The organism is Halovenus anhuiensis, from assembly GCF_037080055.1.
Lineage (GTDB): Archaea > Halobacteriota > Halobacteria > Halobacteriales > Haloarculaceae > Halovenus.
Map to the genome: position 1 here is coordinate 241,211 of NZ_JBAOJI010000002.1, position 25,035 is coordinate 266,245.

Sequence of the window (25,035 nt, forward strand, 5' to 3'; positions counted from 1 at the left end):
CACACGACGAGATCAATCTTCCCCGGTCCCGGTGACCGTACGGCTATCTATAACAGTCTCCTGGATCGAATGAATAACCCGTGGTTAATATATCAAGATTACATCCGTGATATCAGTAGAAATCAGCTCGCAGACCTTTATTTCAAAATATATAGTAGTAGAATATATCTCACAAATTACGGCCACTTCGAGAAATCGGCGGATAAGGAGGTAATACCCGTCGAGATGACCGGTCTGAAGAATCAGAGTTCTCCCGTTTGAGCGCGGGCCAGCGGAGATGGGAACGGCCCGCACACTCGCCGTTCTGGCGGCGTTCGGGTTGTCGTTGACGACGGGGTCACGGTCGGCGTGCCCGCGCTGGAGGGGGTGACCCACGCCGATTACTATCATCCTCGCTCTCAGGGCGGCGGCGCTTTTGTATCTCGTGACTGAGGAACTGCTGGTCGAGGCCCAGACAGTGCCCGGGACGCCGGTCTCGACGACGCTGCTTTTCGTTGGCTTCCTCTCGACTTTCCTGCTGGATTTGCCCCGAAAACGACGGCGGAGCCGCTTATTTGTCGGCCCGCTCGGCGGCGGTTTTGGGCGAGAGCTTCGCGACGAGTAGACAGAACACACCGCCAGCGCTGCCGACGATTGCTGCGCCGATACCGGAGAGTCTGAGTGCAGTCCGAAAGCCGACCCGCGGTTCCGCCATTCCGATGGCAGCACCCATCAGTATCGGTGTCAGCGTGGCGACGAGTCGACCGTTGGCCTCTGCCAGACTGACGACACCTGCGCGGAGTTCCTGCGGTGCCAGACTGGTGACGATACTCCGGTACAGCGACAGCGCGGTCCCGAACCCGGCGCCGCTGAGAACGATTCCAGCGCCAGCGATCACGACACCGGGAGCGTACAGCACGACAACGAACCCGGCGGCGAGGCCGGCGTGTGCGGCGATCAGCGGGACGAATCGGCTGTCGACCAGCGCCGTGATCCGCCCGGCTTGACTGGCCGCGGCCGCGTAGGCGAGACTACCCAGCGCGACGAGCAGGCCGGCCTCGCCGGGTGTGCCGCCCTGAATCTGGACGACGATGATCGAATTGTACGTCAGGAAGGCAATCCAGACGACGATCGGAAGGCCGCGAGCGAGAACGAGCGACAGGACACGCGGCGTTCGGACGAGCGCGAACAGTTCGCGGGCGTACGAACCCTCGCGCTCGTCGGTTGTCGTCTCCGTCTCGGTCGGTCTCGCGGGCTCTTCGAATCGCAGTGCGACGAGCAGTGCAACCGGGAACGCCATCGCGTAGATGAGAAATGGCAGTTGCCAGGCCAGTGTGACGACCAGTCCGGCGAGCAGTGGGAAGGCGGTCTGGGCCAGCCCAGATCCGGTAAAACGCAGCCCCTGAGCCGTTGCCTCCCGCGTCCCGGCGTAGAGATCACCGATACTGGTGATGATGACCGGCGTCAGCCCGCCGAATGCGGCACCCTGCAGCAGTCGCAGACCGAGCGCGACCCGGAAGTTCGTCGTCAGCGCAATCGCCGAGCCAGCGCCGCCGAACAGGAGCAACGAGCCCACGATGACCGGTTTGCGGCCGTAGCGGTCGGCGAGCACGCCGGCCAGCGGGATCACCAGAATCGGCGGCGCGGTGAAAAACGACATCATCAGCCCGATGTTGGCTGGCGTCGTCCCGAAGGGATCGATCAGCGAATCGAGCACGGGTGAGAGCAACGCGGTTCCGAGCGGTGGCAACAGGTTCGCCAGCAACAGGAGTTGGAAACTCCGGTCGTCGAGCACTGCGGCGTCGTCACCAAACAACGAATCGAGCGCACTCACGGTGTCCCGGGCTCGGGGTCCCGGGTTGAAAAACACCCCGACACGGCCCTAACCGCCGACTTTCAGGAGAATTGAGAACTTTGGGCGACCGTCAGCTACCCGTCCGAAATCGTTTTTCGTGCGTACGGCCGAAAGGCGCCTATGTGGGTCCTCCTGCACAGCGGTCACAATCACTCCGAATCGGCAGAAACCTCCTCGGCGGCGCTCGGTCCCGAAGTGATGATCCTCGGTGCCGTCATCCTGCTCGTCGTCGGTCTCGCCGCGGTGTACGCCGGGCGACGGTATCTCTGACCGCTGGCACTGATTCTCGCCGAGAGCCCCGGACGGGCCGTCAGTCGTCGGCAGCCACCGGTTCGGCAGTGTCTGCCGGGGTCGGGACCGGCCCGTCCGAGAGCGGCGTCCATTCGAGATCCTCGTCGTAGTGGAAGGCACGGTGATCCTGCGTCGGATCGACGACGGTCAGCGAGAGCCAGTCGTTGTCGAGCAGTTCGGCCACCGCCTCGTTGTCGGCGAGCAGTTCGGTCACGCGCTCGACGGGCGCGTGAATCACCGTCGAGAGGCGAAGTGGCTGGTGGTACGGCTCGTCGTCGGCGCTCATCAGCGACTGTAGCGGGAGGCCGGTCATGATGTCGCCGCCGTTGCCCTGATAGACGCCGACGTTGCCGACCGGATTGTGCGTGATCTTCGAGCCACTGCCAAAGGTGGCGTTGTCGACCGTCGCGAAGTAGTACTGGGTGTTGATCCACTGCGTGACGACCATCGGCCCGGTGACGATCGCTTCCAGCGCGTTGCCCTCCGAATCAGTCCGCCAGTCGTAGGAGTGGAGGAAGGAACGCCCGTCCAGATCGAGACCGTCGGTGAGTTCTCGCGGCCCGATGACGAAGCCGGCGTTGCCGGCCAGCCCCCACTCCGGACGGGTCTCCGCCCAGTCGGCGGCCCGGCGCTCCGTCTCGCGGACTGCCGACTCCTCGGCGTCTTCTCCTACGCGCTCGGCGGCCGCGCTAGCTCGGGCAGTCTCCAGATCATCGCGGAGTTGGTCGAATTCCTCGTGGTGTGTCTCGGGCACGGCACTGTCGTACAACTCGATTTCGTCGGTGGTCGTGTTGTGCTCGCCGGCGACGAAGACGGTGTCGTCAGGAATTTCGATGCCGCGTTCGCGGAGACGCTCTCTGACGGCGTCGTCGTTACAGATGCTCGCGAGCACGCGTGCGTTCGGGCCGCCGGGGTTGCCGGCACAGGCCCCACAGTCCAGACTGGAGTCGAAGGGGTTGTTCGCCGTCTCGCTCGCGTGGCCCGCGAAGACGACGATGCGGGCGAACTGCTCCCAGCCCATCAACTCGAAGGCCGTCGCGGCGTACTCGACTCTCTCGTCGAGGGTGAGTCCCGCGGGGAGGTCGCCGTCGGCGTCGGGGTCGTGATCGATTGCCGGCTCACAGAACTCGTGGTCGTCGGGCGTGCGCTGCTCGGCGGTATCGAGCACGTTGTGAACGCGCGCCGGCGAGAGCGTCCGGGCGGCCAGCGCGGCCCCGTAGCCCGCGCCGGTACTCTCGACGAAACTGAACGCGGTCGCGACGTTCGAGCGGAGCCGTTTGATTGCGCGTTTCCCGCTGGTGAGGACGCTCTGCCAGCGGTCGAACTCCGCCCTGTCGGTCGCGTCAGCGGGGCGGTCGGTGACGTGGTGCTGGGCGTCGAGAATCGGCGGGCAGGCGTCGACGGACACCTCGGCGTCGTAGCCGGTGTGACGCATCGGGACGCCGAAGAAGCCGGCGTAGCCGTGGGTCTCGTACCCCCCGACAGCCTCGATGTGGCGGCGGATGACCTCCGAGCGCGTGTCGATACAGAAGACCAGTTGCGCGTCCGGGCGCTTTTCGGTGCGATCCTCGGATAGCGACGCACTCGCCGCAGCGACCTCGTTGGTCAACTCCGCCCGGTAACTCCTCTCCCACGCAGTCAGCCAGACCTCCGGAAGCGGCGGCCTGTCGTCGTCTCCACTAGAATCGTCGTCGGTTGTCTCAGTCGGGGACAGCGCCGCGTCGAACTGCTCGACGAGCGCGAGACGAACCGCGAGATAGCCGGTCAGTGTGATCGGATAGGCGGACTGCCAGGCGTCGTTGTCGGCCACGCGCTGTTTGAGCAGTCCCGTCCACCCCGGCAGCGCTGCCAGTTGGAACTCGAAGATGTCCGCCCAGTGGTCGGCCGGATACTCGGCGACGCGCTCGCGGATCGCATCGGCGGGGTCGTCGGAGAGGTCGGCGAGGGCGTCGCTGTCGGGGAGTGCGCCGTCGTGGCGCGCCACCGATCGGAAGGCCTCGTAGAAGCCGTCCTCGCGGTTGGGCATGGGCCATTTCGCCTGTCCCTGATCGAGGAAGGCCGCCAGCCACTTCGAGAGCACCGCGTCGACCTGCTCCGTGGTCGGCGTCGTCTCCGTTCTGTCGGTCGACTGCATCTGTGCCATGCGGTCGAGCGAAGCCTCGATGTCGTCGTCGTAGCCGTGGGCGGTCAGTTCGGAGCGGAGGATTTCGGCATCGATCTTGTCGGCTTCGGAGGCGCGTCGGAACACGTCCGCGCTCGGATAGCCGTCGCCGCCGAGCAGGTCCTCGGCGTCGGCGACGGCCTCGTGAAACGGCCGGTCCTCGAAGCCAGCGAGGGGGTTGGCTGTCACAAAGGAGTGCAGCGGCCAGACCGATCCGACCGAGTCGGCCGCCGAGTCGATGCAGTCTTCGATTGCAGATTCAGTACTCATTGTAATCCTCCGTCGTCGTCAGTTGAGTGTCCGTCGGTGGTTGGGTCGCGTTCAGCATGGCGACGTACAGCCGCTTACTGCGTGTGTAGACGCCGCGCTCGACGGCGAGATACGCCGCGAGGAAGGCGACACCGACCAGTCCGTGCACGACCGTCAGTTCGGCCGATTGCCCGGTGGCCGGCAGGCCGGCCAGCATGCCCTCGATCCCGCGGTAGACGACGCCGTAGACGGCAATCGCAGGCAAGGCGACCGCCGGAACCGCGCCGTAGCGAACCGTCGCCGGGAGCGAAGCCTGGGCGACGATGTCGCGGGCAGCGTGCAGGACCGTCAGGACGACGAGCATCGCCAGCAGCAGGCCAGAGTCCAGTTTCATCCCTTTGCCGGTCAGCACGGCGAAGACGAGGCCACCGGCGATGGCGGTGAGGGCCACGACAGCAGCGCCAGCGGGACCAGTCGACCCCGTGGTTGGGGTTTTGGTCGGACTCTGCTGGCTGATCTGGCTGCCCGACCCGAGGAACTGATAGGCCTTGTAGAAGCCGTGCAGGATGAGGTGGGTGAGCGCAGCGGCGAAGAAACCGAGACCGGCCTGCATGATCATGAAACCCATCTGGCCGGTCGTCGAGCAGGCGAGTTTCCCCTTCACGTCCGTCTGGACGGTCTTCAGAAGCTTTCCGAGGAGGGCGCTCGCCGCGCCAGCGAGGACGATTGCGAGCATGACCGCCGGTTCGACGGTGACGACCGGCGCGAAGCGGATCAGCAAGATGCCGCCGGCGTTGACGAAGCCAGCGTGCATCAGCGCCGAGGCCGGCGTCGGGGCGGTCATCGAAGACAGCAGCCACGTGTGGAAGGGGACGAGCGCGGACTGGATCATCGCCGCCAGCAGGAGCGCGCCCGCGGCGGCGACGACGACGGGCGTCGATGCAGCCCCGAGACTCGACGGAATCTCCGAGATAGCCGTCGCGCCGGTGTGATACCAGAGGACGAGCAGGGCGGCCCCGAGCGCGGCAGTGCTCCCGAGGAAGGAGCGGCGAGCCAGCGAACCGGCGGCCTGTGCCTGCGGCCAGTTCTCGACGTGGCCGATCAACTCGGCCATCAGCAGCCCCATCGCCAGCCACGCGGCTGCGAACAGGAGTAGGTGATCGGCCGCGACCAGCGCCAGCACGGCCAGCGTGAACGCGAACACGCGACCGAAAAAGCGATCGATCGTCTTGCTCCCGGCCATGTACCGCCGCGAGTAGCTGTGGATGATCCCGCTGAAGAAGGTGGCCGTCACCCACATCACGGCCGTCAGTCCGTCGACGACCGCCACGCCGGGGAGCTCCCAGCCACCCCGCAGCACAGTCGCCGCCAGCACGCCGACGCTCGCGAGCCACAGCACCCAGACGAGCCGTGTCAGCGCGGCCGGTACGCGCTCGCTGTTACTGCCCGGGGAGGGAAGCTGTCCGACCGTCGTCGTCTGCTGTTGTCCTGACATCGTTGTTCGTCCATGACCGATTACTGCACCACCACTCTGCTACGACCAGCGTAGCCCAGCTCTCGATCGTCTCTACTCTATGTACGAACAGATTGACTATTAAATCTATCTATTTTACCAGATTGTTCTCTAGGAACACCTTTCGGTACCATATTGATTATATTACCGTCCTATTATGCGGATCCGTCTCGTGAGAAGAGATGGCGTGGTGATCAGTCACGCTCCGGCGAGCAGCCCTGAGACAGCTACAAAATGGGGATTTGGGCCAGTTCGTGGTTTTTCGCCCTTGCACGTCTTGGCAGGGCTCTCGACCACAGGTGTTCGGTGGCGGGCGTGTTGGGCCGAGCCACGATGGCATCTGTTCCCGGGAGTGCGTTCGAGTGCGCCTCCGGAGACGACCGAACTGTTCGGCACTGGGCGTACAGAAACGCATTTTGTGACGGCGAACACGGTGCATACATGGACGAACTCACGGGAACGATTCTCGCCGGCGAGTCCTTCGAGGCGCTCTCCGGTCGGGTCGTCGTCGAAGACGGCCGAATCACGGCCGTCGAGGAGCAGCAGACGGACTCGACGGATATCGTACTACCAGCGTTCGTGAATGCCCACACCCATCTCGGCGATTCGGTCGCGAAAGACGCCGCCGTTGGACTCTCACTCGAGGAGGCAGTTGTCCCGCCGGACAGCCTGAAACACCGCAGACTGGCCGCTGCCGACCGAGACGAACTCGTGACTGCCATGCGGCGGACGCTCCGGTACATGTCTCAGACTGGGACGGTCTCCTGTCTCGATTTCCGCGAATTTGGCGTCGAGGGCGCACGAGCGCTCCGCGAGGCAGGAGAGGGAACCGGTGCCGAGCCGTTCATCTTCGGGAGTGGCCCGCCGTCGGTCCTCGATGTCGCCGACGGATACGGAGCCAGCGGTGCGAACGACGACGATTTCTCGGCCGAGCGCGCGGCGGCCGAGGAGCGTAACATGCCCTTCGCCATCCACGCCGGCGAACCGAACGCGACGGACATCCACCCGGCGCTCGATTTAGCGCCGGATCTGCTCATCCACATGGTTCACGCAGAGCAGGAGCATCTCGACCGCGTCGCCGAGCAGTCGGTTCCGATCGCGGCTTGTCCGCGAACGAACTCCGTCTTGGAGGTCGGACGACCGCCGATCCGTGAACTGCTCGATCACACGACCGTGGCGCTGGGGACGGACAACGTGATGCTCAATCCGCCGTCGATGTTCCGAGAAATGGCGTACACGGAACGGGAGTTCGACGTGACACCGCGAGAGGTGCTGCGGATGGCGACGACGGCCGGCGCCGAAATCGCCGGGCTGGACTGCGGCGTTATCGAACCTGGTCGGCGGGCGGCACTGATCGTTCTCGACGGCGATTCGCACAATCTTGCCGGAACGGACAATCCCATCGAGTCGGTCGTCCGGCGTGCGACTGGTCGCGACGTGAAACGCGTCGTCAGCTAATCCTCATCGGCGTGGGTCTCGGGGTCGAACTCGCCGAAGGGGGTCGTCTTGTGGCTTCGGACGAGAACCTCGTCGGCGACGGTGAGTCCCATATCGAGCAGTTCCTGTGCGACGGGCGTGATATCGTCGTCGGACTCGCCGACAGCGGTGACGAGAAGGTTCTGTTCGCCCGTGACCAGTTCTTGTACCGAGACGACGCCGTCGATGGCCAGGATTTCGTCGATCAACTCGCCGCGGTCGGGGATCGGCGCGGTACAGAAAAGCAGCATCCGAAGCGGATAGCCCGACTGCTGGTAGTCGACCTCGGCGCTGTACCCTTTGATCACTTCCTCGGACTCCAGCCGCTGGATCCGCTTGCGGACGGTGCTATCGGAGGTTCCGGTTCGCTCCGCGATATCCCCCGAGGACAGATTCCGGGCGTCTTCCTGCAGTGCGTACAGGATGGCTGTATCTACCTCGTCGATGTCCTCGTCACCCATATTTGTACGTCCGGAGCAAGCTACTTTATTTTTGTACGTTCCCGAACAGCCATCCCGACTCGGCACCCACAGATCGGCGTCGAACCCGCCGGTGTTGTGGACACGCCGGGCGTCGATCATTCCTCGGCCGTCTCGAAGGCTGCAACCGGGGCTGGCTGGGTCGAGAGGTGGGTGTCTTTGAATCCCGACTCGAACTTGAGGCCGTAGCCGACGAGTCGATCCGCCCCGATGTGGCCGGCCCAGATCAGCGCGACCAGCAGCGCAATGCGGCTGTCGGCCCACAGCGCCGCACTCCCGAGCACAAGCGGGGCCGTGTAGGTGTGTACAGCGTTGTAACAGTAACTGCCGACGCGGGGGCCGCCGAGATAGCCGACCATCGCCAGATCCGGTGCCAACGCGAGAACGGCTAGCAACCAGATCGGTCCGCCAAGCGTGAAATAGGCAGCCAACGCCAGCGCGAAGACTGTAAGCCCCTCCAGTCGCAGCAAGATGCGTGGTTCCATACAGTTGCAGATCTGTTGGAGGAGACGTAAATCTACGTTCCCAGATTCCCGCGCACGCGCGCGTGAGCTTAATCAGTGTCCAGCCCCTAGCATAGGTATGTCTCAAACAGACTCCACCGAGGAGAGCCCAGTCCCGGCAGACGAGCGCGTTGACGTGTCGGTGCTGGTGATCGGGGCCGGTGCGGCCGGGGCCCGAACGGCCATCGAACTGGCCGAGCGCGGCGTCGATGACGTGCTCGTTCTGGGCAAGCGCGGCCACGGCGACGCCCACACGACGTGGGCCCGCGGTGGGATCAACGGCGCACTGGGGACCCACGACCCCGAGGACTCGTGGGCGATCCACGCCGCCGATACCCTCAACGAGGGCCACTTCGTCAACGACCCCGACAAGGTGGAGACGGTCACCGAGCAGATGCCCGACCGCCTCCGCGAACTCGACGAGTGGGGAATGGACTTCTCCCGCACGGAGGACGGCGAGATCGATCAGCGCTTTTTCGGCGCACAGTCGTTCCGCCGGACCGCCTTCGCCGGCGACCACACCGGCGAGTCGATGCTGACGGCGTTGGTCGACCGCGCACAGGAACTGGAGATTCCCTACCGCGAGAACGTGATGATCACGAAACTGCTCTCCGATGGCAGCCAGATCTACGGTGCGGCTGGCTACGACATGGACAGCGGCGACCTCGTCCTAATCAACGCCGGAACAGTCGTGCTCGCTGCCGGTGGCTACGCTGCGATCTACAACCGCCATACCTCCCGCGACGACGAGAACAACGCTGACGGCCCGGCGCTGGCCTACGAAGCAGGAGCCGAACTGATGGACATGGAGTTCGTCCAGTTCCACCCGACCGGGATGGCCGTCGACGAGGACGACCCCGAGTGGGAACCGTGGAGCGGTCGCCTCGTTACCGAGGCAGTCCGCGGTGAGGGCGGCCGACTCTACAACAGCGACGGCGAGCGGTTCATGGAGCGATACTCGCCGGACCAGATGGAACTCGACGCCCGGGATGTCGTCGCCCGCGCCATCGCCAAGGAGGTCGCCGAGGGCCGCGGCACCGACAACGGCGGCGTCTATCTCGACCTCTCGCACAAGGACAGCGCGTTCATCCAGGAGCGCCTGCCGCGGATGTACGAGCGCTTTGCGGAGTTGGGCGTCGACATGGCCGAGCAAGCGGTCGAAGTCGCGCCGACGGCCCACTACGGCATGGGCGGCGTGGCCGTCGATAGCCACGGTGAGACGAGCGTCGACGGACTGTTCGCAATCGGCGAGACGATGGCTGGTGTTCACGGCGCGAACCGCCTCGGCGGGAACTCCCTAGCCGAAACAGTTGCGTTCGGCGTCGTCGCCGGCGAGCGAATCGCCGACCGTGTCGACGGCCCCGGCGAACTGCCCGACAGCATCGTCGGCTCGATTGCCGAACCGCACTTCGGCGACCTACAGCGACTGGCCGACCGCGACGGTGAGTACGACGTGACGGCGGTGTTCACCGGCATCCAGAATCTCATGTGGGAGCACGCGGGTATCCTGCGCGACGCGGACTCACTGCAGACCGGGCTGGACAAACTGGCGGAGTTCCGCCGGCAGGCGACCGATCTGACGGTCGGTCCGATCACCAGCGACTCCTTCGAGCACGCCGTCGATATCGGCTTCATGCTCACGGCGGCCGAAGCGGTGCTCCGGGGAGCGCGAAAACGGACCGAATCCCGCGGCGCACACCATCGGACGGACTACCCGGAGACCGACGGGGACTGGCGGCGCAACATCTACTACGAGATGGCCGACGTCGGCCGGATGCGCAGTTACACTGACTCCGTCGACAGCCCGAGCCAGGAGGTTCAGGACGCACTCGACGAGGGCCACGAACTGGATTACCACCAGCTCGAATAATCTCCTGGCTGGCCCGCCCAGTCAGTGACTGCTCGGCCGGTACTCGCGGCTGACGACTTTCCACCGACCGCTCCGATATCGCCAGACGTTGATGATCGCCGGCACGCCCGCGCCGAGAACGAGCGCACCGTACAGTCCCGCGACGCCGAGCGGCGAGACGAGGCCCGCCGCAGCGACCGGGAGCGCAACGGCGTACTGGCCGACGACGGTGGCGACGAAGGGCCAGCGCGTGTCTCCGGCACCGCGAAGCGCCCCGACGACGGCCCCGTTGGCTCCCAGAAGCACTGCCGCCACGGCACTCACCCGGACGAAGACGGCCGCCTGCGCAATCTCCCCCGGCCCGGAGACGAACAGCTGCGCGATCCACGGTGCTGTCAGGAAGACCACCGCGCCGGCGGCGAGATGGACGAGAAACGATAGTCGGACGATTGCCCCGCCGTAGGCGGCCGCTTCGGCCTCGTCACCGCCGCCGAGTTCCTGTCCGACGAGCGTACTCGACGCGGTCGAAAAGCCCCAGCTAAAGCTGACGAGCAAGTCTCGGACGCGCCGGCCGACCTCGAAGGCCGCGACGACGACCGGCCCGAAGGTACCGGCGATCCACAGCAGCGGGAAGATGATCGCCATCTCGCCGATGCCGCGGGCGATCAGCGGCGCGGAGACGGTGACCAGTTGCGTGCCGAGTTCGCGGTCGAGCTGCGGGCCGCCGAAGCTGAACGTGACCGGGCTGGCCTGCATACCCGGAACTGGATAGGTGCCACCGAGCACGCCCCAGCCGAGGACGACCGTCACGACTGCCGTCGAAATGAGTGTCCCGAGTGCGACGCCGGCGACGCCCATTCCCGCGAGAATAAAGGCGACACTCAGGACGATGTTGAGGACGCCGCCGGTCGCCCGGACGACCATCGGAGTGAAGGTGTCGCCGACGCCGGCGTAGGTCCGACTCATCAGCAGATTCAGATACTCGAAGGCGAGTGCGGGCGCGACGATGACGAGATAGGTGACGCCGTGGCCGACCGGGACCGGCTCCGAGCCGAGGACGCCGATTAGCGGCTCGGCGAAGACGGCGTAGACGGCTGCGACCGGGACGACAATCGCCAGCGCGACCCAGACGCCCTGTTTGACGACCAGCGAGGCGCGGCCGGTCTCGTCGCCGCCGTAGTTCTGTGAGACCAGCGCGACGGCCCCGCCCGCGAGGCCGATGCCGACGAACTTGCCGAGTGTCCAGTACGCGTAGGCGTATGCGAGACCAGCGACCGCCGCCGACCCGACCGCCCAGCCGACCAATGCGAGGTCGACGGTCTGCTTGGACATGATCGCGAAGCCGGTGACGATACGGGGCCAGGACAGCGAGACTGTCCGGTCCAGCCGCTCACGGTCGATCACCCCAGCCCACGCCAACAGCGCAGCGACGCGCTCGTAGACCACATCGGTTCCACGGCTGGGACTGTCTTTTCGCTGTCGGTCAGCCAGTTATCGGACCGCGTGGGATCGTGTTCGCGCAGTCGTGATCGTTCGAGTCGGGTGCGTTTCGGCCGCCTCGCCCGCCGCATCTATATGTCTCCGGTCGGCAACCTCTGCGTACGGAGAGCATGCCGGAACCGACAGGTGCCGAACGGGAGACAGACCACACCGTGAGTGGTGCGGAGACGGGCGCTGCCACCATCGAGGACCTGTTTGCCGATCTGATCACGCTCCGTGAGGAGGCAGACGACAGCACGACCCGCGAGGAGATTCTCGATATCAAGCAGTTGCTCGTCGAGGCGCACGAACGAGGACTGATCGATTCCGGCGTCCGCCACCTCGACAGACGAGACGCCGCAGAAGCCTTCGTCGGCAGTGTGATCTTCGGCTCACCGTTGCTCGTCGAGGACGGCATCTTCGACATCGCTGCATATCTCTTCGAGTTCACGCTGGCCGGAATCCCGGTTTTCCTGGTGTTGAACACGCTTTTCGTCGTGGTGATGACCTACGCACTGATCGAGTGGACCGGTCGGGACAGAGACGAGACTCGTCTGCTGTTCGGGATTGTCCCGGCTCGGCTGGTCATGACACTCACCGTCTCGTTCGTCGTCGCGACGCTTCTGATGACCATCTGGGGCCGGGTCGACGGCTGGCAATCACCTGTCGAGGCGCTCGCGCGGATCAACGTGATCTGGACGGTCGGATCGCTGGGGGCCGGACTGGGGGACATCCTCGCGGAAGGCGACACGCCGCCGGACGTTGCCGTCGAGAGCGCCATCGCCAAGCAGGGAGCACAACTGATCGATTCGGGCGATGTATCCGTCGAAACTCCCCCGCCGGAGGTCCGAGAGATGAGCGACAGCGCACTCGTCGATGCGATCCACCGGGAGTTCGACGATCTGGAATCTATCGTCGACGACTCCGCCGACCGCGAGACGGTCAACCGCCTCCGGGGGGAAACTGTCGATGCGACGCTCGACGATGGCTTTGGCGACCGGATCGAGAAGTACACGTCTCGGGATATCGCCGAGGCCTTCGTCGGGAGCATCTTCTTCGCTATCCCGTTTCTCGTCGAGGACGGCGTCTTCGACATCGCCGAGTTTTTTCTCTCCTTTCGGATCGGCGTCTTTCCCGTCTACTTCCTCATCAACACCATCTTCGTCCTGCTGATGATTCTGGCGCTGGTCTACTGGGCCGGCCCACAGGACGTGCAGGTGAACGAGCCGATTCTCGGAGTTATTCCCCGCCGGATGGTCGGCATCGCCGTCGTCTCCTTTCTGACGGCGGCGGCGCTGATGACGATGTGGGGGCGGGTCGACAACTGGGCGGACCCGGTGGTGGCGCTGGCCCGGATCAGCGTCGTCTGGACGGTCGCCTCCTTCGGGGCCGCCCTCGGGGATATCCTGCCCGGCGAGAGTTCCGGATCGGATATTAACGACGAACTGCGCGAGATAGGTGAGTAGTCCGCCCAGTACTCTTGTCCCGGAGGCCTCCGTAGAAACCGTATGTCGAACGTGCAGTCACTGCAGGAGGTGCTTTCCGACGGGGAGGAACTCACTATCGTCTGTCACAACAACCCCGACCCCGACTGTCTGGCGAGTGCGCTCGCACTCGGCCGGATCGCCGCTGAAACGGGGATCGACGAGCGGCGGATCCTCTACAGCGGTGACATCTCACACCAGCAGAATCGGGCCTTTATCAATCTGCTCGACATCGAACTGAAGCCGTTCGACGCCGAGACCATCCGGGATCGCCCGGAGGAGTCGCTTCTGGCTTTCGTCGATCACTCGGTGCCGGGATCGAACAACCGCGTTCCCGAGGACACGCCGATCGATATCGTCATCGATCACCACCCAGCGGAGGACATCGAGGCGCGGTTCATCGACCATCGCGAATCCATCGGCGCGACGGCGACGATTCTCGCCGGCTACGTCCGGGAACTCGACATGGAACCCGACGAGCGGTTGGCGACGGCACTGCTCTTTGCGATCCGGCGGGAGACTCTGGGGTTCCTTCGCGGCGCGACCGAGGCAGAGTACACCGCGGCCGGCCATCTCCACGGCCTGGCGGATATCGCGCTGCTCCGGCGACTGTCGAACCCGTCGGTGACTGGCGAGACGGTCGACGCTATCGGTCGAGCGATTAGTAATCGGATCATCCGCGGATCAGTGTTGATCAGCCACGTCGGCCGGACGAGCGAGCGCGATGCACTCCCGCAAGCCGCGGACTACCTCGCGAAACTGGAAGGTGTCGAGACGGCCATCGTCTTCGGTATCGTCGACGAGAGTATCCACCTGAGCGCCCGCTCGACCGATTCACGAATCCACATCGGCCGGGTTCTCGACGAAGCCTTCGAGGACGTGGGCAGTGCCGGCGGCCACCGCGAGATGGCCGGCGGGGAGGTCCCACTGGGCATCTTCTCCGATGCTGTCGGCGACAATATCGAACTCGTCGGTATCGTCGAAGGAATCGTGACTGCCCGGCTATCTGCCTGTCTCAACCTCCGGTCAGAGGAGTGATCCCGTCACTCCTCGGGTGCTTCGAGATTGACCTCCGGCGGGCCGCCGTCCCAGCCGTAGGAAAACAGCACGAACAGAATCACTGCGAGGCCGACGAAGGCGAGTCCGTACACCACGAGGCTTCGGATGGCACTGAACAGTCCCATACTGTGAGCATAGCTGTCGGGCGGAAAAGAGCTACCGTTTGACCGCGACCAGCCCACAGCACGGCAACAGCACCGCAGCGACCAGCCCACCCAGCGCCGGAGCAGTCGGGACGGGGGCCAAAAACGGGAGGCCGAGCATCGCCCGAACGAACGTGACCGCAGTGAGTCCCCCGTACAGAAGCGCCACGACGCCGACGATTGTAAGCGCGCGCCGAGTCCTGTCGGTCCGCCGTGCGCCGAGATAGCCGGCCAGTGGAAGGATCTGGAGTCCGTGGAGGCCGATGAAGTGGGCGATCCGCAGATCACCGCCCTCGTAATGCCAGTTCAACAGCGGCAGACCGGCGCTGTCGGGGGCGACGCCGACACTATGGGAGCCGTAGACGACCATCAGCGCGCCTTCGAGACTGGCGAGCAGAAACAGCGACAGTCCGAGCCAGATTCCCCACCGGTAGGCCGGCGCGAGCGACGGCGGGTCCCGGAGGGTTCGCCAGAGCACGTAGCCGACGACGACGGTGTTTACGCTGATGGTGATGCCCATCACGGCAGCGACGGTCCCGTCGAGCACCGTCGACGTGTTGAAATGCGATCTGACGCCGCGGGCCGCCTGTATCGAGATGAGCGTGATTTCGATCAGCATTGCCGCTCCGATGATCGTGCTGACTCGCCGCTGGAGACGCTTGCCCAGCGAGAGCGAAGGCAACAGCCACGCCATCGTCGCGGCGAAGATGCTAATCGAGACGGCGAACTTCCAGGGCTTGGTCCAGACGTTTCTCCCGAGCAGCATCCGCCCGTCCAGTTGCATCAGGATCGTGAAGGCGAGCGCGAGGACAGCATTGAGCAGCGCGACCGTACACAGGAGCCGATTCCGTCGCTGCAGTTCCGCCGCGACTCCGGTGACGGACGAGCGCGAGTGACTGTGAGTCTCCATACCTAATCGTTCGAGTGACCGTGGGTGAGACTTTCACCAATATGTTGGTGTCCGGGCGGTCGTCGCTCACGGCCGGGAGAACGACTCCGGAGCGTCGCTGTCGCCGGTACGTTGATATCAGAGCCGCGAGCAGGGCAAATATGGCTACAGTGCGATCCAGATCGCCCTCCGATAGACAGCGCTCCTGTTCCGTCCGAGCCTTCCCAGGAGGTGAGCCAGTCAGCGATGATTAGCGCGCGGTTTCGGATCCAACTGCCCGAACATCTCTGGGTGTCGGAACTGTCCCGGGAGTTTCCCCAGACGGAGTTTCGACTGCTGTCGGGGTACCGGATGGACGACCGCGCGGTCGAACTCGGCGAGGTCGTCGGCGACTCTCCGGGGCGGGTCGTCGCCGCGATGGACGACCACCGCGCAATCGAGGGGTACGAACTGCTGGAAGCCGATTCGAGACGAGTACTCGGAAAGTACGAAACGACACAGACGGCGCTGTACGACTTTGTCGAAGCCTCAGAGCTGACAATCGAGTTTCCCGTCGACGTCGACCGAGGCTGGTATACCTTCGATCTGACCGGCACTCGTGACGAACTCGACGAACTGGAGGCGGTGCTGTCGGACTCGCCGCTGTCGTACGAACTCCAGTCGCTGGTCACGCGGACCGACCCGGAGTCGCTTCTGACCGACCGCCAGCGCGAGGTGCTCGAAACCGCAGTCAGAAACGGCTACTTTTCGGTACCGCGGGAGTGTACGCTCGCCGAACTGGCAGAGCGACTGGATATCGACAAGTCGACGGCGAGTACGATTCTCCGGCGAGGAGAACAGCGGCTGGTCAACTGGTTTCTGGCTGGGCCGGAATCGGCGCTCTAAATGTCAGGCGTGGCTGATTTCGACGTTGAACAGGTTCGGTTCGATCTGGTCGGTCTCGTGGGTAAAGCCGCGCTGTGAGAGCACGTCGTACAGCGGTTCTGGCTCGAAGCTACTCTGCAAGAGCAGTGTCTCGCCGGGGTCGAGCGCGTCGAGTTCGGCCATGATATCGTCGAAGGGCGCACCATCGATTGTGCGGACATCGATCGTACGATCCGGGTCGGCGTTTTCTATCTTGCTCATACACAACTGTTCGGGATTTTGTTCCCTGTGCGTTACTACGATCATGTTCGGACGGGAGATATTCGGGCGAGTCCCTTTCACGGCCAGCGTCGAAGACCACGTATGGCAGAACAGGCATCCCTCGATGTACTGGACGCAGCACCGCACGCCCGGCCGCTTGAGGCCGGCGAACCGACGGTGATTCGGCTGGCACTCGATGCCGACGAACGTGTCGACCCCCACACCCACCCCGAACGGGAAATTGTCCTCTATCTCCGGTCTGGCCAGATCGAACTGGACCTCGACGAGGAAACCTACGAACTCGCGGCCGGTGACGTGATCCGATTCGACGGACAGCGGGAAGTCTCGCCGTACGCCGTCGAGGAGAGCGAGGCGCTGATCGTCCTCGCACAGCGGACCGATTGACCGCCCGCCCCGAAATCCTCAGAGTCGCGAGTTTGAAGTCACTGCCTCTCGAACTCAGGTTCGTGACAGCAGCGGATCGAGACGAGGGCGACGGGACGGTCGGGGACGACAGCGTAGGGCCAGCGGACAGTACCGACAGTCCGGGGCCAGCGGACAGCGACGGCAGCGAAGACCGCCGCGAGCGCGTCGACCGCCACCCGCGACCCCACGTCGGAAACTCGCTGGGGCGGTGGTACGAGATCAGAAATCCCCTTCGTGTCGCGATCAACTACGCTGTCATCCTCGTCTGCCGGATGTCGCCGAGCCTCAAACTCAAGCGGATTCTGCTGCGTCGGCTCGGCGTGACAATCGGTGAGGGCGTCGCCTTCGGGCTGGAATCGACACCCGACGTGTTCTGGCCGGAGTTGATCACCATCGAAGACGACGTGATCATCGGCTACGACGCGACGATTCTCTGCCACGAGTTTCTGCGCGAGGAGTACCGAACTGGGGAGGTCCACATCCGAGAGGGAGCGATGATCGGCGCCGGCGCAATCGTCCTGCCCGGGGTCGAAATCGGCGAGAACGCACAGGTCGCCGCCAACTCACTCGTGACCGAGGATGTTCCGCCCGAGACGACCGTCAGCGGTGTTCCCGCAACGCCGGAGTAGCGACGAACAGGACGGCTTTTATTTCTCGGCGGCAACGTTCGTGTATGGACTACGATGATATGCTCGACCGGGGGATCGATCAGACTCCCGATATCGACGCCGATTCGACGCGGTTCGATGTATCCGACCCCGATGTGCGACAAGAGGGCCACGCGACGGTCTTCGAGAATTTCCAGACGGTCTGTGACGATCTCGGCCGGGAGGAAGAACACCTGCTGAAGTTCCTCCAGGACGAACTCGGGACCAGCGCACACATCGACGAGAGCGGTCGGGCACGGTTTACTGGCGAGTTCGATGCCGGCCGGATTCAGGAGGCCATCGACGCCTACTCTGAACAGTACGTGCTCTGCTCGGAGTGCGGCCTCCCGGATACCAACATCGAGCGCGAACAAGGTGCGGAAGTGCTGCACTGTACGGCCTGCGGGGCCGTCTCGCCGACCTCAACCTAACTGTTTGACTGTCCGGAGGTCGTGTTCTGTCCGCATGAACTCCGAGAGCCGCCGGCTCGCGTGACAGTTCGGGCAGTGAAAATTCGCACTCGTCTCCGGCAACTCCGTCGGTTCCGTCTGCCAGTTTTTCCCACATTCGGGACAGAGAACGCGGACCTGTGTTTCCTCCATGTGTGTCTATCACACACACTGCCGCCGAACAAAAACGTTGTGACGCGTCTCAGTATTCGGGGGCTCTCAGGCGGCGGCGTCAGTTTCCACGTCGAGCAGTTCGTGGTATCGGTTGCGGATCGTCACCTCGGAGATTTCGGCCACGTCGCTGACCTGATTCTGCGTGACCTTCTCGTTGGTCAGCAGCGAGGCGGCGTAGATGGCTGCGGCGGCCAGTCCGACGGGGGACTTTCCGCTGATGACCTCGGTCCCTTCGGCGGCGTCGAGCAGTTCGCGGGAGCGTCGTTCCACTTCCTCGGAGAGGCCGAGTTCGGAGACGAAGCGCGGGACGTAGCTTTTCGGGTCCGCTGGCTTGACCTCCAGATTGAGTTGCTGGACGATGTATCGGTAGGTTCGGGTGAGTTCCATCCGCTCGACACGCGAGACGTGGTTCACTTCGTCGAGCGACCGCGGTGTGCCTGCCTGTCGAGCGGCGGCGTACAGCGAGGCTGTCGCGACACCTTCGATGGACCGCCCCGGAAGCAGATCTTCTTCGAGCGCGCGCCGGTAGATTACACTGGCGGTCTCCCGGACGTTCTCCGGGAGGCCGAGTGCACTTGCCATCCGGTCGATCTCGCCGAGGGCCTGCTTGAGATTGCGCTCTTTGGAGTCGCGGGTGCGGAATCGCTCGTTCCAGGTGCGCAGGCGCTGCATCTTCTCGCGCTGGCGGCTGGACAGCGAATTGCCGTAGGCGTCCTTGTTCTGCCAGCCGATGTTCGTCGACAGCCCCTTGTCGTGCATCATCTTCGTCGTCGGCGCGCCCACGCGTGACTTCTGGTCCTGCTCGCGGGAGTCGAATGCTCGCCACTCTGGTCCGGGGTCGATCTCGTCTTCTTCGACGACCAGTCCGCACTCCTGACAGACCGTCTCGCCGTGCTCGGCGTCGTTTACCAGCTTGCCGCTACACTCCGGGCAGACCTCCGTCTCCTGGCTGGTCTGCTCGGTCTCTGTTTCGGTGCTGTGTTCTCGTGTACGCTCTCGGCCGTCTGTCCGCTGTGATTCACTCATGATGGGTCTCCTGTTGCCGCGGAGGTAATCTATAAATATCCTACGCGGGCTTCCTTGATTTGTAGTTAGTCACGAGCGTATTTAAATCTTTCGTGCCGGTTATCATCTAAAATACCGTTTGAAGGCCTGAGGTGGCGGTTTGGTCCGCGCTAGCACGGATTACCGTATACAAAAAGAATAAAAATCTACTGGTAGCGGCCACGCCCTTCGATTTCTCGCAGTTGGTCGAGGACAGCCTCGTCACCGCTGGCCCGGTAGGCATCGATCACTGCCGTTCTGAGTCGGTCGACGTTGTCGTCGATTCCGGCCAGACTGCCGAGCAGGACGTGCAGATCCATCGCGTGGTCTTCAGGGTCGTCGCTGTAGTAGCCGAGCCCGAAATCGATCAGGAACGGTCGGTCGCCGACGCGGACGTTTCGCGGCGTCGGATCGCCGTGGACGACACCGGCGTCGTGCAGTGCGGCCAGTTGTTCGGCGACGGTTCCGACCCGGTCGGCGGTGAGTCCGTCCTGCAAATCGCGCTCGCCGACGCGCTGGAGCGTCAGCCGCATCTCTCCCGTATCGACATCCCGGATCAGCGGCGTCGGAACTCCCTCACGGCGGGCTTCGTGCAGTAGTCGGGCCTCCTGCCGCGTGCGCTCGCGTCGCAGACGCTCGTCGAGTTCGGGATGGCGGTACTCGCGGCGGTGACGGTGCTTTTCGACTGTCTCGTCGGCGATGGTGACCGCCGACTCTGCGCCCTGGACGAACTCCTCGCGCTCGCGTCTGACCGTCGTCTCCGGCGGTCGCCACGTCACCTCGACCTGATCCGGGCGGAAATCCGAGTCGATGCCCGACTCCGCGATGGGGATCGTCTGGCCGGCATCGTACATCTTCGCGCCGAGGACGGCGATCATCCCCGCATTGTCCCGGAGAAAGCGATTTTCGGGAGCGAAAAACTCGGCCCCGCGCTGGTCGCACATCGAGGCCAGCATCTCTCGCAGTCGGTCGTTCTGGCCGACGCCGCCGCCGAGGACGAGTTCCTCGCTGCCGGTCAGCGCCAGCGCGCGCTCGGAGACTTCCGTCAGCATCGCAAAGATCGTCTCCTGCAATCCACAGCAGATGTCCTCGACGGGCGTCCCGTCGTCGTACTCTTGCTTCGCGGCGGACATGATCCCCGAAAAGGAGAAGTCCATCCCCTTGACGACGTAGGGAAGATCGATGTACTCGCCGTCTTTCGCGGCCTCCTCGACTTTCGGGCCGCCGGGGTGTGACCAGCCCACGTAGCGGGTGAATTTGTCGAGTGAGTTGCCAACGCCGGTGTCCATCGTCTCGCCGAGCACGCGATACCGGCCGGCGCGGTAGCCCAGCAGGTGGGCGTTCGCGCCGCTGGCGTTCAGACAGACCGGCGCGTCGAAGCCAGCGAAATGGCGGCCGATCTCCAGATGAGCGACCATGTGATTCACTCCGACGAGTGGCACGTCGAACCGCTGGGCGACGGCGCGTGCGCTGGTGCCGACCAGTCGCAGACAGGGCCCGAGTCCCGGGCCCCGGGAGAACGCCACGCAGTCGAATGGCTCCTCGCCGTATTCCTCGCGAGCGTCCTCGATGATCCGTTCGATCACCTCGGGCAAGTGTTCCGCCATATGCTCGGCGGCCTCGCGGGGGTGGAGGCCACCGCTGTCGGGGAGATACGCTTCCGTTTCGATCTCGACGGTGTCGGTCGCGCTGTCGTAGACGGCGGCGCTGGCGGCCCACGCCGTTCCCTCGATCCCGAGCACGCGAACGTCGGTCTCGCTCATCGCTTGGCTCTCCCTCGCCGGGCGACCGTAATGACGACTTCGGTTCGGCGAATGGGGACGTTCGGCGGGGAACCACTGCTATCGAGACGCAGACAGACGCCTGCAGGGTGTCATAGAACAGTTCGGATACCCATCTTAGAATCTCCTAAAACAACTCCGTACAGGAAAGAACGTGATTGCTCAGGAATACGGTCTATCAAGAATTTATCAGAAACCCCGTGGAAGATACAGAGCGTCTCTGCAGCGAGAGTCAACAGCGGGGTACCGGTTCACAGCGATACTACTGAACTTCAACTTTGGAAGCATTATTTAGTAGGCGCACAGCGATGAACCCGAGGACGAGGACGAATCCGATCAGCACGGCGACAGCGGGGACAAGCGTATTCCAGATCCCATCGAATACCGTACTGCCAAACACTGTCCGTACGTCCTGTCCAAGCATCAGTGCGCGAATGGCGTCAACGCCGTAGGTGATCGGATTCACGATGGCGACGGTCTGAATCCAATTCGGCAACACGTCCAGGGGTACGAAGGCACTGGAGACAAACAGAAGCGGGAACGTCAGAAGGTTCGAGATCATGATCGTGGCCTCGCGGTCACGTGTTACAAGAGCAACAATATTTGAGTACGCCATGAAGATACCACCGAAGATGACGGTGACAGCGACGATGCCCAGGACCCCAGCCAGTCCAGTCTGAATGTAGCTCCCGACGGACGCGCTAGTCTTCACCCACAGCAGACCAAAACCAAGTGCGAGGATTATGAGCGTCTGGACCGTGATTCGGGCGAGTTCTGACAGGACCTTCCCGACGAACATCGCACCGCGACTCATCGGCGAGATGAGTGTCTTGTCGAACATTCCTGTTTCCATGTCGTCGACGAGTCCGATACCCGAGACCGCGGCTGCAGCGAGTGCAGATTGGATGACAATTGCGGGTGTGAGGTAGGTTACGTAGTGAACGTCCCCACCGAGTGTCTCTGTCAGTACACCTCCGACGACAGCACCCAGTACCTCTGCCATCAGCACGAAAAAAATGACGGGCTGGATCAAGGACGTGAACGTAACGTATGGATTGCGCGAGGATTTGACTAGCCAGCGCTTGAAGCTGATCCGAAGATCAATTGTCGCACTGTTCCCTGACGCTTTCTGCGTGACGGACGATTCGGAATCCTCGTCGCCGTCAATTGCGGGACTCATTGACTCACCTCCTGTGGAGACACGCCGTTTGTCTCGCTCCCGACAGCGGTGTCCTTGCCGTCTCCGGTTAGTGAAAGAAACACGTCGTCGAGTGTCGGAGACTCGATATCGAAGCCACTGATCGCGACTCCTGTGTCAGCGAGTGCCTCGAAAACCTCCGGAGCCACACCGCTGGCATCGGCGACGTGGACAGCGAGGCCAGACGGAGAGGACTCGACAGTTGCGCCGTCGAGTGTTCCGACAGTACGGATTGTCTCGATGGCACGGCGTTTTTGACGGTCAGTCGGCCGCTCCAAGGTAACCGTGAGCGTGTCCGTCCCAACGGCAGCCTTCAGCGAGTCAGGTGTCCCCGCTGCGATAATCTGACCGTCTTCGAGCACCGCCAGCCGGTCACAGAGTTGGTCGGCTTCTTCGAGATACTGCGTTGTCAAGAAGACGGTCGTCCCACGGTCGTTGATCTTCTCGAAGTACTCCCAGACCCGGAGGCGCGCCTCGGGATCGAGGCCGGTGGTCGGTTCGTCGAGAAACACGACGGGCGGACGGTGTACGAGAACGGTCGCAGTGTCGAGACGCTTCTGCATCCCGCCTGAGAAATTCTCTGCTCGCTTGTTTGCGACATCCTGTAAGTCCACGAGATCGAGCAGTGTTTCGATTCGCTCGTCCCGTTCGTCACTGGGAACGCCGTACATCTCACAAGCGATGCGGAGATTCTCATGGGGCGTGAGTTCGAGGTCGATACTGGTCTCTTGTGCCATGTAACCGATGGACTCACGGACGGCCTGTGGCTCTGTTTTGATATCGTGGCCGTTGATACTAACTGTCCCGATGGTAGGGTACAGCAGCGTAACGAGCGTCCGAATTGTGGTCGTCTTGCCGGCCCCGTTGGGACCGAGAAAGCCGAAGAACTCGCCCTCTACAACGTCGAGACTGACGCCGCGGACGGCTTCCGTTCCGTCCTCGTACGTGACGTGGACATTCTCTGCATCGATGGCGAGTGTGCTCTCTGATGTGGAGGCTGTGCCATTTTTCCGAGGTGATGAGTTGTCTGATGCCATCTGCAGGTGGGTCCTCACATCGACTCTCAGGTAGGCCCTTCTCGAATTCGTGAGGCTGTTTAAGTACCACTGGTGAATGTGCATTAACGGACACGGCGGCCCGGCAAGCCTGAATGCCGGTTATCCCCCAGTTCATTGGGGTGCCCAGACGGGCGTTCAGTATTCGTGGGACGAAGGGAGTCAATCACTGAATCAGGATACTCTCTTTTACTTGCAGGCCAACAAGCCGGGTATGCCAGGCGCAACGTTTCTCAGAGGGAACCGTATTGAACTCCGTACGGTCACCCCCAGCGACTACGAATTTCTCCACGAGTACGGCAACGATCCGGCTATCCGCGAGGGTGCCCCGGCGCCGACACCGGTACGTGAAGATGATCTCGCGGCGTTCGTTGAGGAAGATGATCGCTCTACCCAGTTTCTTCCCTGTCACGACGGGACACCGGTCGGCTTCGTGTTCCTGTTCGATATCGATCCCCAGCGGGACCACGCCGAAGTTGGTTGTTGGATCGTCCCGGACGAACAGGGCAATCGGTACGCTACCGAAGCAACGACTCTGTGTCTCGAACACGCTTTCGAGGATCGAGGGCTGCACAAGGTCTTTGCTCGCGTGTTCGAGCACAACGACGCGTCTATGTCCGTGCTAGAAAACATCGGATTCCAGCAGGAGGGTCGGCTCCGCGAGCACGACTATATTCGGGGGGAATACCGCGACACCTACCTGTTCGGACTTCTCGCGGAGGAGTGGCAGCGGGGCTGAGATCGACTCACTTTGGCAGCGGTGGCCACGTCGTCGCCACTGTCTCTTCGATGAGTTGAGTCTGGGCACGGCGCAACCGCTCGGACACCGATGACGCAGAGATATCCAGCTTCGTGGCAACGTCTTCCAGCGAGGCGTTTCGTGGAATATCGAAATAGCCCAGTTCGTAGGCCGTCCGGAGTGCCTCCCGCTGGCGGTCGGTCAGCCCATCACCAGGTGGCTCGCCGTCACCTTCTTTGGTGAGTCGGTGCAGGTGGAAGCCAGCGTTCTGCTGCCAGAACTCCTGGAACTCGTAGAATGCTTCACGATGGGCGAACCAGCCGGACTGGCGCCACCCTGACGGTAGGACCTCGATACGTTCAATAATAGCATCTGTCGTTGCTAGTGCTTCCAGCCCCGACAGGTCGTCGATGTGTGGACCCAGGTGCTCGTCTAGCGTTCGTCCGGGGAGGATTTGGTAGCGGCGCGTCTCGCCTGCCACACCGAGGACGGTGTACTCGCCGACGACAGAGAGGTCATCAAACGTCTCCTCGACCGTCGTTCGGTTACCGTCAGTCACGGAGAGGACGAACAGCGGGAGTTCGTCGTGGTTGAACTGAAGCGAGAGAACCAGTGTCGCGTCTGGAAGCCTCCGAGCAACGGGAACGAACGGGAGGTGTTCGCAGTTGATATCGAACTCGGCGACCAGTGGCATAGCTGTTTGATGTACGATACCAGTCAAAGGTATATTGTTCTATCTGCTCTAAACCCTTCTTAGCGCAGTAACCTATCAGTCTGATCATGGATACAGTCCACCCTATCTCAACCAATCACGACTGCTGTTCACTGGGAACGACACCGTGCTGCCTACGCGCCATCTATTCTCTCTGGCCGACTGTGATTCAGACATATCATTCAATTGGATGCTGAATAGAGAGAATGAGGGTGCCGTAAGAACGAGGTGAAATAAAAATACCTCCCAGAAATCTAGTCGCGAAGAGTTTGACAC

At 63.1% G+C, this 25,035-nt stretch carries 26 protein-coding genes; 10 read left to right on the forward strand and 16 right to left on the reverse strand.

Features of this window, described 5'->3' with window-relative positions; translation table 11 throughout:
* Positions 1–84 precede the first annotated feature (84 nt).
* A complete protein-coding gene (locus V8P86_RS07065) occupies positions 85–390 on the reverse strand; it encodes a hypothetical protein (RefSeq protein WP_336326547.1) in 306 nt (101 codons plus the stop codon).
* 160 nt (positions 391–550) lie between these two features.
* Entirely contained in the window at positions 551–1,813 is a 1,263-nt protein-coding gene (locus tag V8P86_RS07070; protein WP_336326548.1) for an MFS transporter, read from the reverse strand.
* 141 nt (positions 1,814–1,954) lie between these two features.
* On the opposite strand from V8P86_RS07070, the gene V8P86_RS07075 reads away from it, so the two are divergent.
* Positions 1,955–2,104 carry a hypothetical protein gene (locus tag V8P86_RS07075; protein ID WP_336326549.1) on the forward strand — a complete coding sequence of 50 codons (150 nt, stop codon included), beginning with the start codon at positions 1,955–1,957 and terminating at the stop codon, positions 2,102–2,104.
* 40 nt (positions 2,105–2,144) lie between these two features.
* Here V8P86_RS07075 and V8P86_RS07080 read toward each other — a convergent pair whose 3' ends face one another.
* Positions 2,145–4,556 (reverse strand): DUF2309 domain-containing protein, encoded by a 2,412-nt coding sequence (locus V8P86_RS07080; protein ID WP_336326550.1) that lies wholly within the window; start codon positions 4,554–4,556, stop codon positions 2,145–2,147.
* On the reverse strand, positions 4,546–6,030 hold the full coding sequence (locus V8P86_RS07085; protein WP_336326551.1) for a proton-conducting transporter transmembrane domain-containing protein: 1,485 nt from the start codon (positions 6,028–6,030) through the stop codon (positions 4,546–4,548). The genes V8P86_RS07080 and V8P86_RS07085 overlap by 11 nt, the downstream gene beginning before the upstream one ends.
* A 459-nt stretch (positions 6,031–6,489) precedes the next feature.
* Here V8P86_RS07085 and V8P86_RS07090 point away from each other — a divergent pair, with 459 nt between their 5' ends.
* Positions 6,490–7,506 carry an amidohydrolase family protein gene (locus V8P86_RS07090; RefSeq protein ID WP_336326862.1) on the forward strand — a complete coding sequence of 339 codons (1,017 nt, stop codon included), beginning with the start codon at positions 6,490–6,492 and terminating at the stop codon, positions 7,504–7,506.
* Here the strand turns inward: V8P86_RS07090 and V8P86_RS07095 are convergent.
* Positions 7,503–7,985: an Lrp/AsnC family transcriptional regulator gene (locus V8P86_RS07095; RefSeq protein WP_336326552.1), complete on the reverse strand. Its 483-nt coding sequence runs from the start codon at positions 7,983–7,985 to the stop codon at positions 7,503–7,505. The genes V8P86_RS07090 and V8P86_RS07095 overlap by 4 nt on opposite strands.
* Positions 7,986–8,101: 116 nt before the next feature.
* The gene (locus tag V8P86_RS07100) at positions 8,102–8,488 is read right to left on the reverse strand and encodes a DUF4260 domain-containing protein (protein ID WP_336326553.1); all 387 of its coding nucleotides are present in this window, start codon (positions 8,486–8,488) and stop codon (positions 8,102–8,104) included.
* A 97-nt stretch (positions 8,489–8,585) separates the two neighbouring features.
* Between V8P86_RS07100 and V8P86_RS07105 the strand changes: the two genes are divergently transcribed.
* A complete protein-coding gene (locus tag V8P86_RS07105) occupies positions 8,586–10,376 on the forward strand; it encodes an L-aspartate oxidase (RefSeq protein ID WP_336326554.1) in 1,791 nt (596 codons plus the stop codon).
* Positions 10,377–10,397: 21 nt separating this feature from the next.
* On the opposite strand, the gene V8P86_RS07110 is transcribed toward V8P86_RS07105, so the two are convergent.
* Positions 10,398–11,801 (reverse strand): MATE family efflux transporter, encoded by a 1,404-nt coding sequence (locus V8P86_RS07110; protein WP_336326555.1) that lies wholly within the window; start codon positions 11,799–11,801, stop codon positions 10,398–10,400.
* 164 nt (positions 11,802–11,965) lie between these two features.
* Between V8P86_RS07110 and V8P86_RS07115 the strand changes: the two genes are divergently transcribed.
* Positions 11,966–13,300, forward strand: a complete 1,335-nt coding sequence (locus tag V8P86_RS07115; protein WP_336326556.1) for a hypothetical protein — start codon at positions 11,966–11,968, stop codon at positions 13,298–13,300.
* 42 nt (positions 13,301–13,342) lie between these two features.
* Positions 13,343–14,356: a DHH family phosphoesterase gene (locus V8P86_RS07120; RefSeq protein WP_336326557.1), complete on the forward strand. Its 1,014-nt coding sequence runs from the start codon at positions 13,343–13,345 to the stop codon at positions 14,354–14,356.
* Between the two features lie 5 nt (positions 14,357–14,361).
* Here V8P86_RS07120 and V8P86_RS07125 read toward each other — a convergent pair whose 3' ends face one another.
* Positions 14,362–14,502 carry a hypothetical protein gene (locus tag V8P86_RS07125; protein WP_336326558.1) on the reverse strand — a complete coding sequence of 47 codons (141 nt, stop codon included), beginning with the start codon at positions 14,500–14,502 and terminating at the stop codon, positions 14,362–14,364.
* A gap of 31 nt (positions 14,503–14,533) precedes the next feature.
* On the reverse strand, positions 14,534–15,430 hold the full coding sequence (locus tag V8P86_RS07130) for a hypothetical protein (RefSeq protein WP_336326559.1): 897 nt from the start codon (positions 15,428–15,430) through the stop codon (positions 14,534–14,536).
* A gap of 225 nt (positions 15,431–15,655) precedes the next feature.
* On the opposite strand from V8P86_RS07130, the gene V8P86_RS07135 reads away from it, so the two are divergent.
* Entirely contained in the window at positions 15,656–16,294 is a 639-nt protein-coding gene (locus V8P86_RS07135; protein ID WP_336326560.1) for a helix-turn-helix domain-containing protein, read from the forward strand.
* A 3-nt stretch (positions 16,295–16,297) separates the two neighbouring features.
* On the opposite strand, the gene V8P86_RS07140 is transcribed toward V8P86_RS07135, so the two are convergent.
* The gene (locus V8P86_RS07140; RefSeq protein WP_336326561.1) at positions 16,298–16,534 is read right to left on the reverse strand and encodes a DUF2249 domain-containing protein; all 237 of its coding nucleotides are present in this window, start codon (positions 16,532–16,534) and stop codon (positions 16,298–16,300) included.
* A 102-nt stretch (positions 16,535–16,636) separates the two neighbouring features.
* On the opposite strand from V8P86_RS07140, the gene V8P86_RS07145 reads away from it, so the two are divergent.
* From V8P86_RS07145 to V8P86_RS07155, 3 genes are all read left to right on the forward strand, one after another.
* Complete coding sequence (locus V8P86_RS07145) at positions 16,637–16,939, forward strand: cupin domain-containing protein (protein ID WP_336326562.1); 303 nt, start codon at positions 16,637–16,639, stop codon at positions 16,937–16,939.
* A gap of 62 nt (positions 16,940–17,001) precedes the next feature.
* The gene (locus V8P86_RS07150) at positions 17,002–17,589 is read left to right on the forward strand and encodes an acyltransferase (protein ID WP_336326563.1); all 588 of its coding nucleotides are present in this window, start codon (positions 17,002–17,004) and stop codon (positions 17,587–17,589) included.
* 44 nt (positions 17,590–17,633) lie between these two features.
* Positions 17,634–18,038, forward strand: a complete 405-nt coding sequence (locus V8P86_RS07155) for a translation initiation factor IF-2 subunit beta (RefSeq protein ID WP_336326564.1) — start codon at positions 17,634–17,636, stop codon at positions 18,036–18,038.
* On the opposite strand, the gene V8P86_RS07160 is transcribed toward V8P86_RS07155, so the two are convergent.
* The 5 genes from V8P86_RS07160 to V8P86_RS07180 form a co-directional block, all read right to left on the reverse strand.
* The gene (locus tag V8P86_RS07160) at positions 18,030–18,209 is read right to left on the reverse strand and encodes a DUF7836 family putative zinc-binding protein (protein WP_336326565.1); all 180 of its coding nucleotides are present in this window, start codon (positions 18,207–18,209) and stop codon (positions 18,030–18,032) included. The two genes, V8P86_RS07155 and V8P86_RS07160, sit on opposite strands and share 9 nt — an antisense overlap.
* Positions 18,210–18,275: 66 nt before the next feature.
* Entirely contained in the window at positions 18,276–19,256 is a 981-nt protein-coding gene (locus V8P86_RS07165; protein ID WP_336326566.1) for a transcription initiation factor IIB, read from the reverse strand.
* A 185-nt stretch (positions 19,257–19,441) separates the two neighbouring features.
* Positions 19,442–21,037, reverse strand: a complete 1,596-nt coding sequence (locus V8P86_RS07170) for a bifunctional N(6)-L-threonylcarbamoyladenine synthase/serine/threonine protein kinase (protein WP_336326567.1) — start codon at positions 21,035–21,037, stop codon at positions 19,442–19,444.
* A gap of 280 nt (positions 21,038–21,317) precedes the next feature.
* Positions 21,318–22,235 carry an ABC transporter permease gene (locus V8P86_RS07175; protein ID WP_336326568.1) on the reverse strand — a complete coding sequence of 306 codons (918 nt, stop codon included), beginning with the start codon at positions 22,233–22,235 and terminating at the stop codon, positions 21,318–21,320.
* Positions 22,232–23,290 carry an ATP-binding cassette domain-containing protein gene (locus V8P86_RS07180; protein WP_336326569.1) on the reverse strand — a complete coding sequence of 353 codons (1,059 nt, stop codon included), beginning with the start codon at positions 23,288–23,290 and terminating at the stop codon, positions 22,232–22,234. The genes V8P86_RS07175 and V8P86_RS07180 overlap by 4 nt, the downstream gene beginning before the upstream one ends.
* Positions 23,291–23,522: 232 nt before the next feature.
* On the opposite strand from V8P86_RS07180, the gene V8P86_RS07185 reads away from it, so the two are divergent.
* Positions 23,523–24,047: a GNAT family N-acetyltransferase gene (locus V8P86_RS07185; protein ID WP_336326570.1), complete on the forward strand. Its 525-nt coding sequence runs from the start codon at positions 23,523–23,525 to the stop codon at positions 24,045–24,047.
* 7 nt (positions 24,048–24,054) lie between these two features.
* On the opposite strand, the gene V8P86_RS07190 is transcribed toward V8P86_RS07185, so the two are convergent.
* A complete protein-coding gene (locus V8P86_RS07190) occupies positions 24,055–24,741 on the reverse strand; it encodes a helix-turn-helix domain-containing protein (protein WP_336326571.1) in 687 nt (228 codons plus the stop codon).
* Between the last annotated feature and the right edge of the window lie 294 nt (positions 24,742–25,035).

Excerpts from the sequence above, each read along its gene's own strand:
- V8P86_RS07065 (WP_336326547.1), bottom strand. The coding sequence starts at position 390 with ATGATAGTAATCGGCGTGGGTCACCCCCTCCAGCGCGGGCACGCCGAC.
- V8P86_RS07075 (WP_336326549.1), top strand. The coding sequence starts at position 1,955 with ATGTGGGTCCTCCTGCACAGCGGTCACAATCACTCCGAATCGGCAGAA.
- V8P86_RS07080 (WP_336326550.1), bottom strand. The coding sequence starts at position 4,556 with ATGAGTACTGAATCTGCAATCGAAGACTGCATCGACTCGGCGGCCGAC.
- V8P86_RS07085 (WP_336326551.1), bottom strand. The coding sequence starts at position 6,030 with ATGTCAGGACAACAGCAGACGACGACGGTCGGACAGCTTCCCTCCCCG.
- V8P86_RS07090 (WP_336326862.1), top strand. The coding sequence starts at position 6,490 with ATGGACGAACTCACGGGAACGATTCTCGCCGGCGAGTCCTTCGAGGCG.
- V8P86_RS07095 (WP_336326552.1), bottom strand. The coding sequence starts at position 7,985 with ATGGGTGACGAGGACATCGACGAGGTAGATACAGCCATCCTGTACGCA.
- V8P86_RS07100 (WP_336326553.1), bottom strand. The coding sequence starts at position 8,488 with ATGGAACCACGCATCTTGCTGCGACTGGAGGGGCTTACAGTCTTCGCG.
- V8P86_RS07105 (WP_336326554.1), top strand. The coding sequence starts at position 8,586 with ATGTCTCAAACAGACTCCACCGAGGAGAGCCCAGTCCCGGCAGACGAG.
- V8P86_RS07115 (WP_336326556.1), top strand. The coding sequence starts at position 11,966 with ATGCCGGAACCGACAGGTGCCGAACGGGAGACAGACCACACCGTGAGT.
- V8P86_RS07120 (WP_336326557.1), top strand. The coding sequence starts at position 13,343 with ATGTCGAACGTGCAGTCACTGCAGGAGGTGCTTTCCGACGGGGAGGAA.
- V8P86_RS07125 (WP_336326558.1), bottom strand. The coding sequence starts at position 14,502 with ATGGGACTGTTCAGTGCCATCCGAAGCCTCGTGGTGTACGGACTCGCC.
- V8P86_RS07130 (WP_336326559.1), bottom strand. The coding sequence starts at position 15,430 with ATGGAGACTCACAGTCACTCGCGCTCGTCCGTCACCGGAGTCGCGGCG.
- V8P86_RS07135 (WP_336326560.1), top strand. The coding sequence starts at position 15,656 with ATGATTAGCGCGCGGTTTCGGATCCAACTGCCCGAACATCTCTGGGTG.
- V8P86_RS07140 (WP_336326561.1), bottom strand. The coding sequence starts at position 16,534 with ATGAGCAAGATAGAAAACGCCGACCCGGATCGTACGATCGATGTCCGC.
- V8P86_RS07145 (WP_336326562.1), top strand. The coding sequence starts at position 16,637 with ATGGCAGAACAGGCATCCCTCGATGTACTGGACGCAGCACCGCACGCC.
- V8P86_RS07155 (WP_336326564.1), top strand. The coding sequence starts at position 17,634 with ATGGACTACGATGATATGCTCGACCGGGGGATCGATCAGACTCCCGAT.
- V8P86_RS07160 (WP_336326565.1), bottom strand. The coding sequence starts at position 18,209 with ATGGAGGAAACACAGGTCCGCGTTCTCTGTCCCGAATGTGGGAAAAAC.
- V8P86_RS07165 (WP_336326566.1), bottom strand. The coding sequence starts at position 19,256 with ATGAGTGAATCACAGCGGACAGACGGCCGAGAGCGTACACGAGAACAC.
- V8P86_RS07170 (WP_336326567.1), bottom strand. The coding sequence starts at position 21,037 with ATGAGCGAGACCGACGTTCGCGTGCTCGGGATCGAGGGAACGGCGTGG.
- V8P86_RS07175 (WP_336326568.1), bottom strand. The coding sequence starts at position 22,235 with ATGAGTCCCGCAATTGACGGCGACGAGGATTCCGAATCGTCCGTCACG.
- V8P86_RS07180 (WP_336326569.1), bottom strand. The coding sequence starts at position 23,290 with ATGGCATCAGACAACTCATCACCTCGGAAAAATGGCACAGCCTCCACA.
- V8P86_RS07185 (WP_336326570.1), top strand. The coding sequence starts at position 23,523 with ATGCCAGGCGCAACGTTTCTCAGAGGGAACCGTATTGAACTCCGTACG.
- V8P86_RS07190 (WP_336326571.1), bottom strand. The coding sequence starts at position 24,741 with ATGCCACTGGTCGCCGAGTTCGATATCAACTGCGAACACCTCCCGTTC.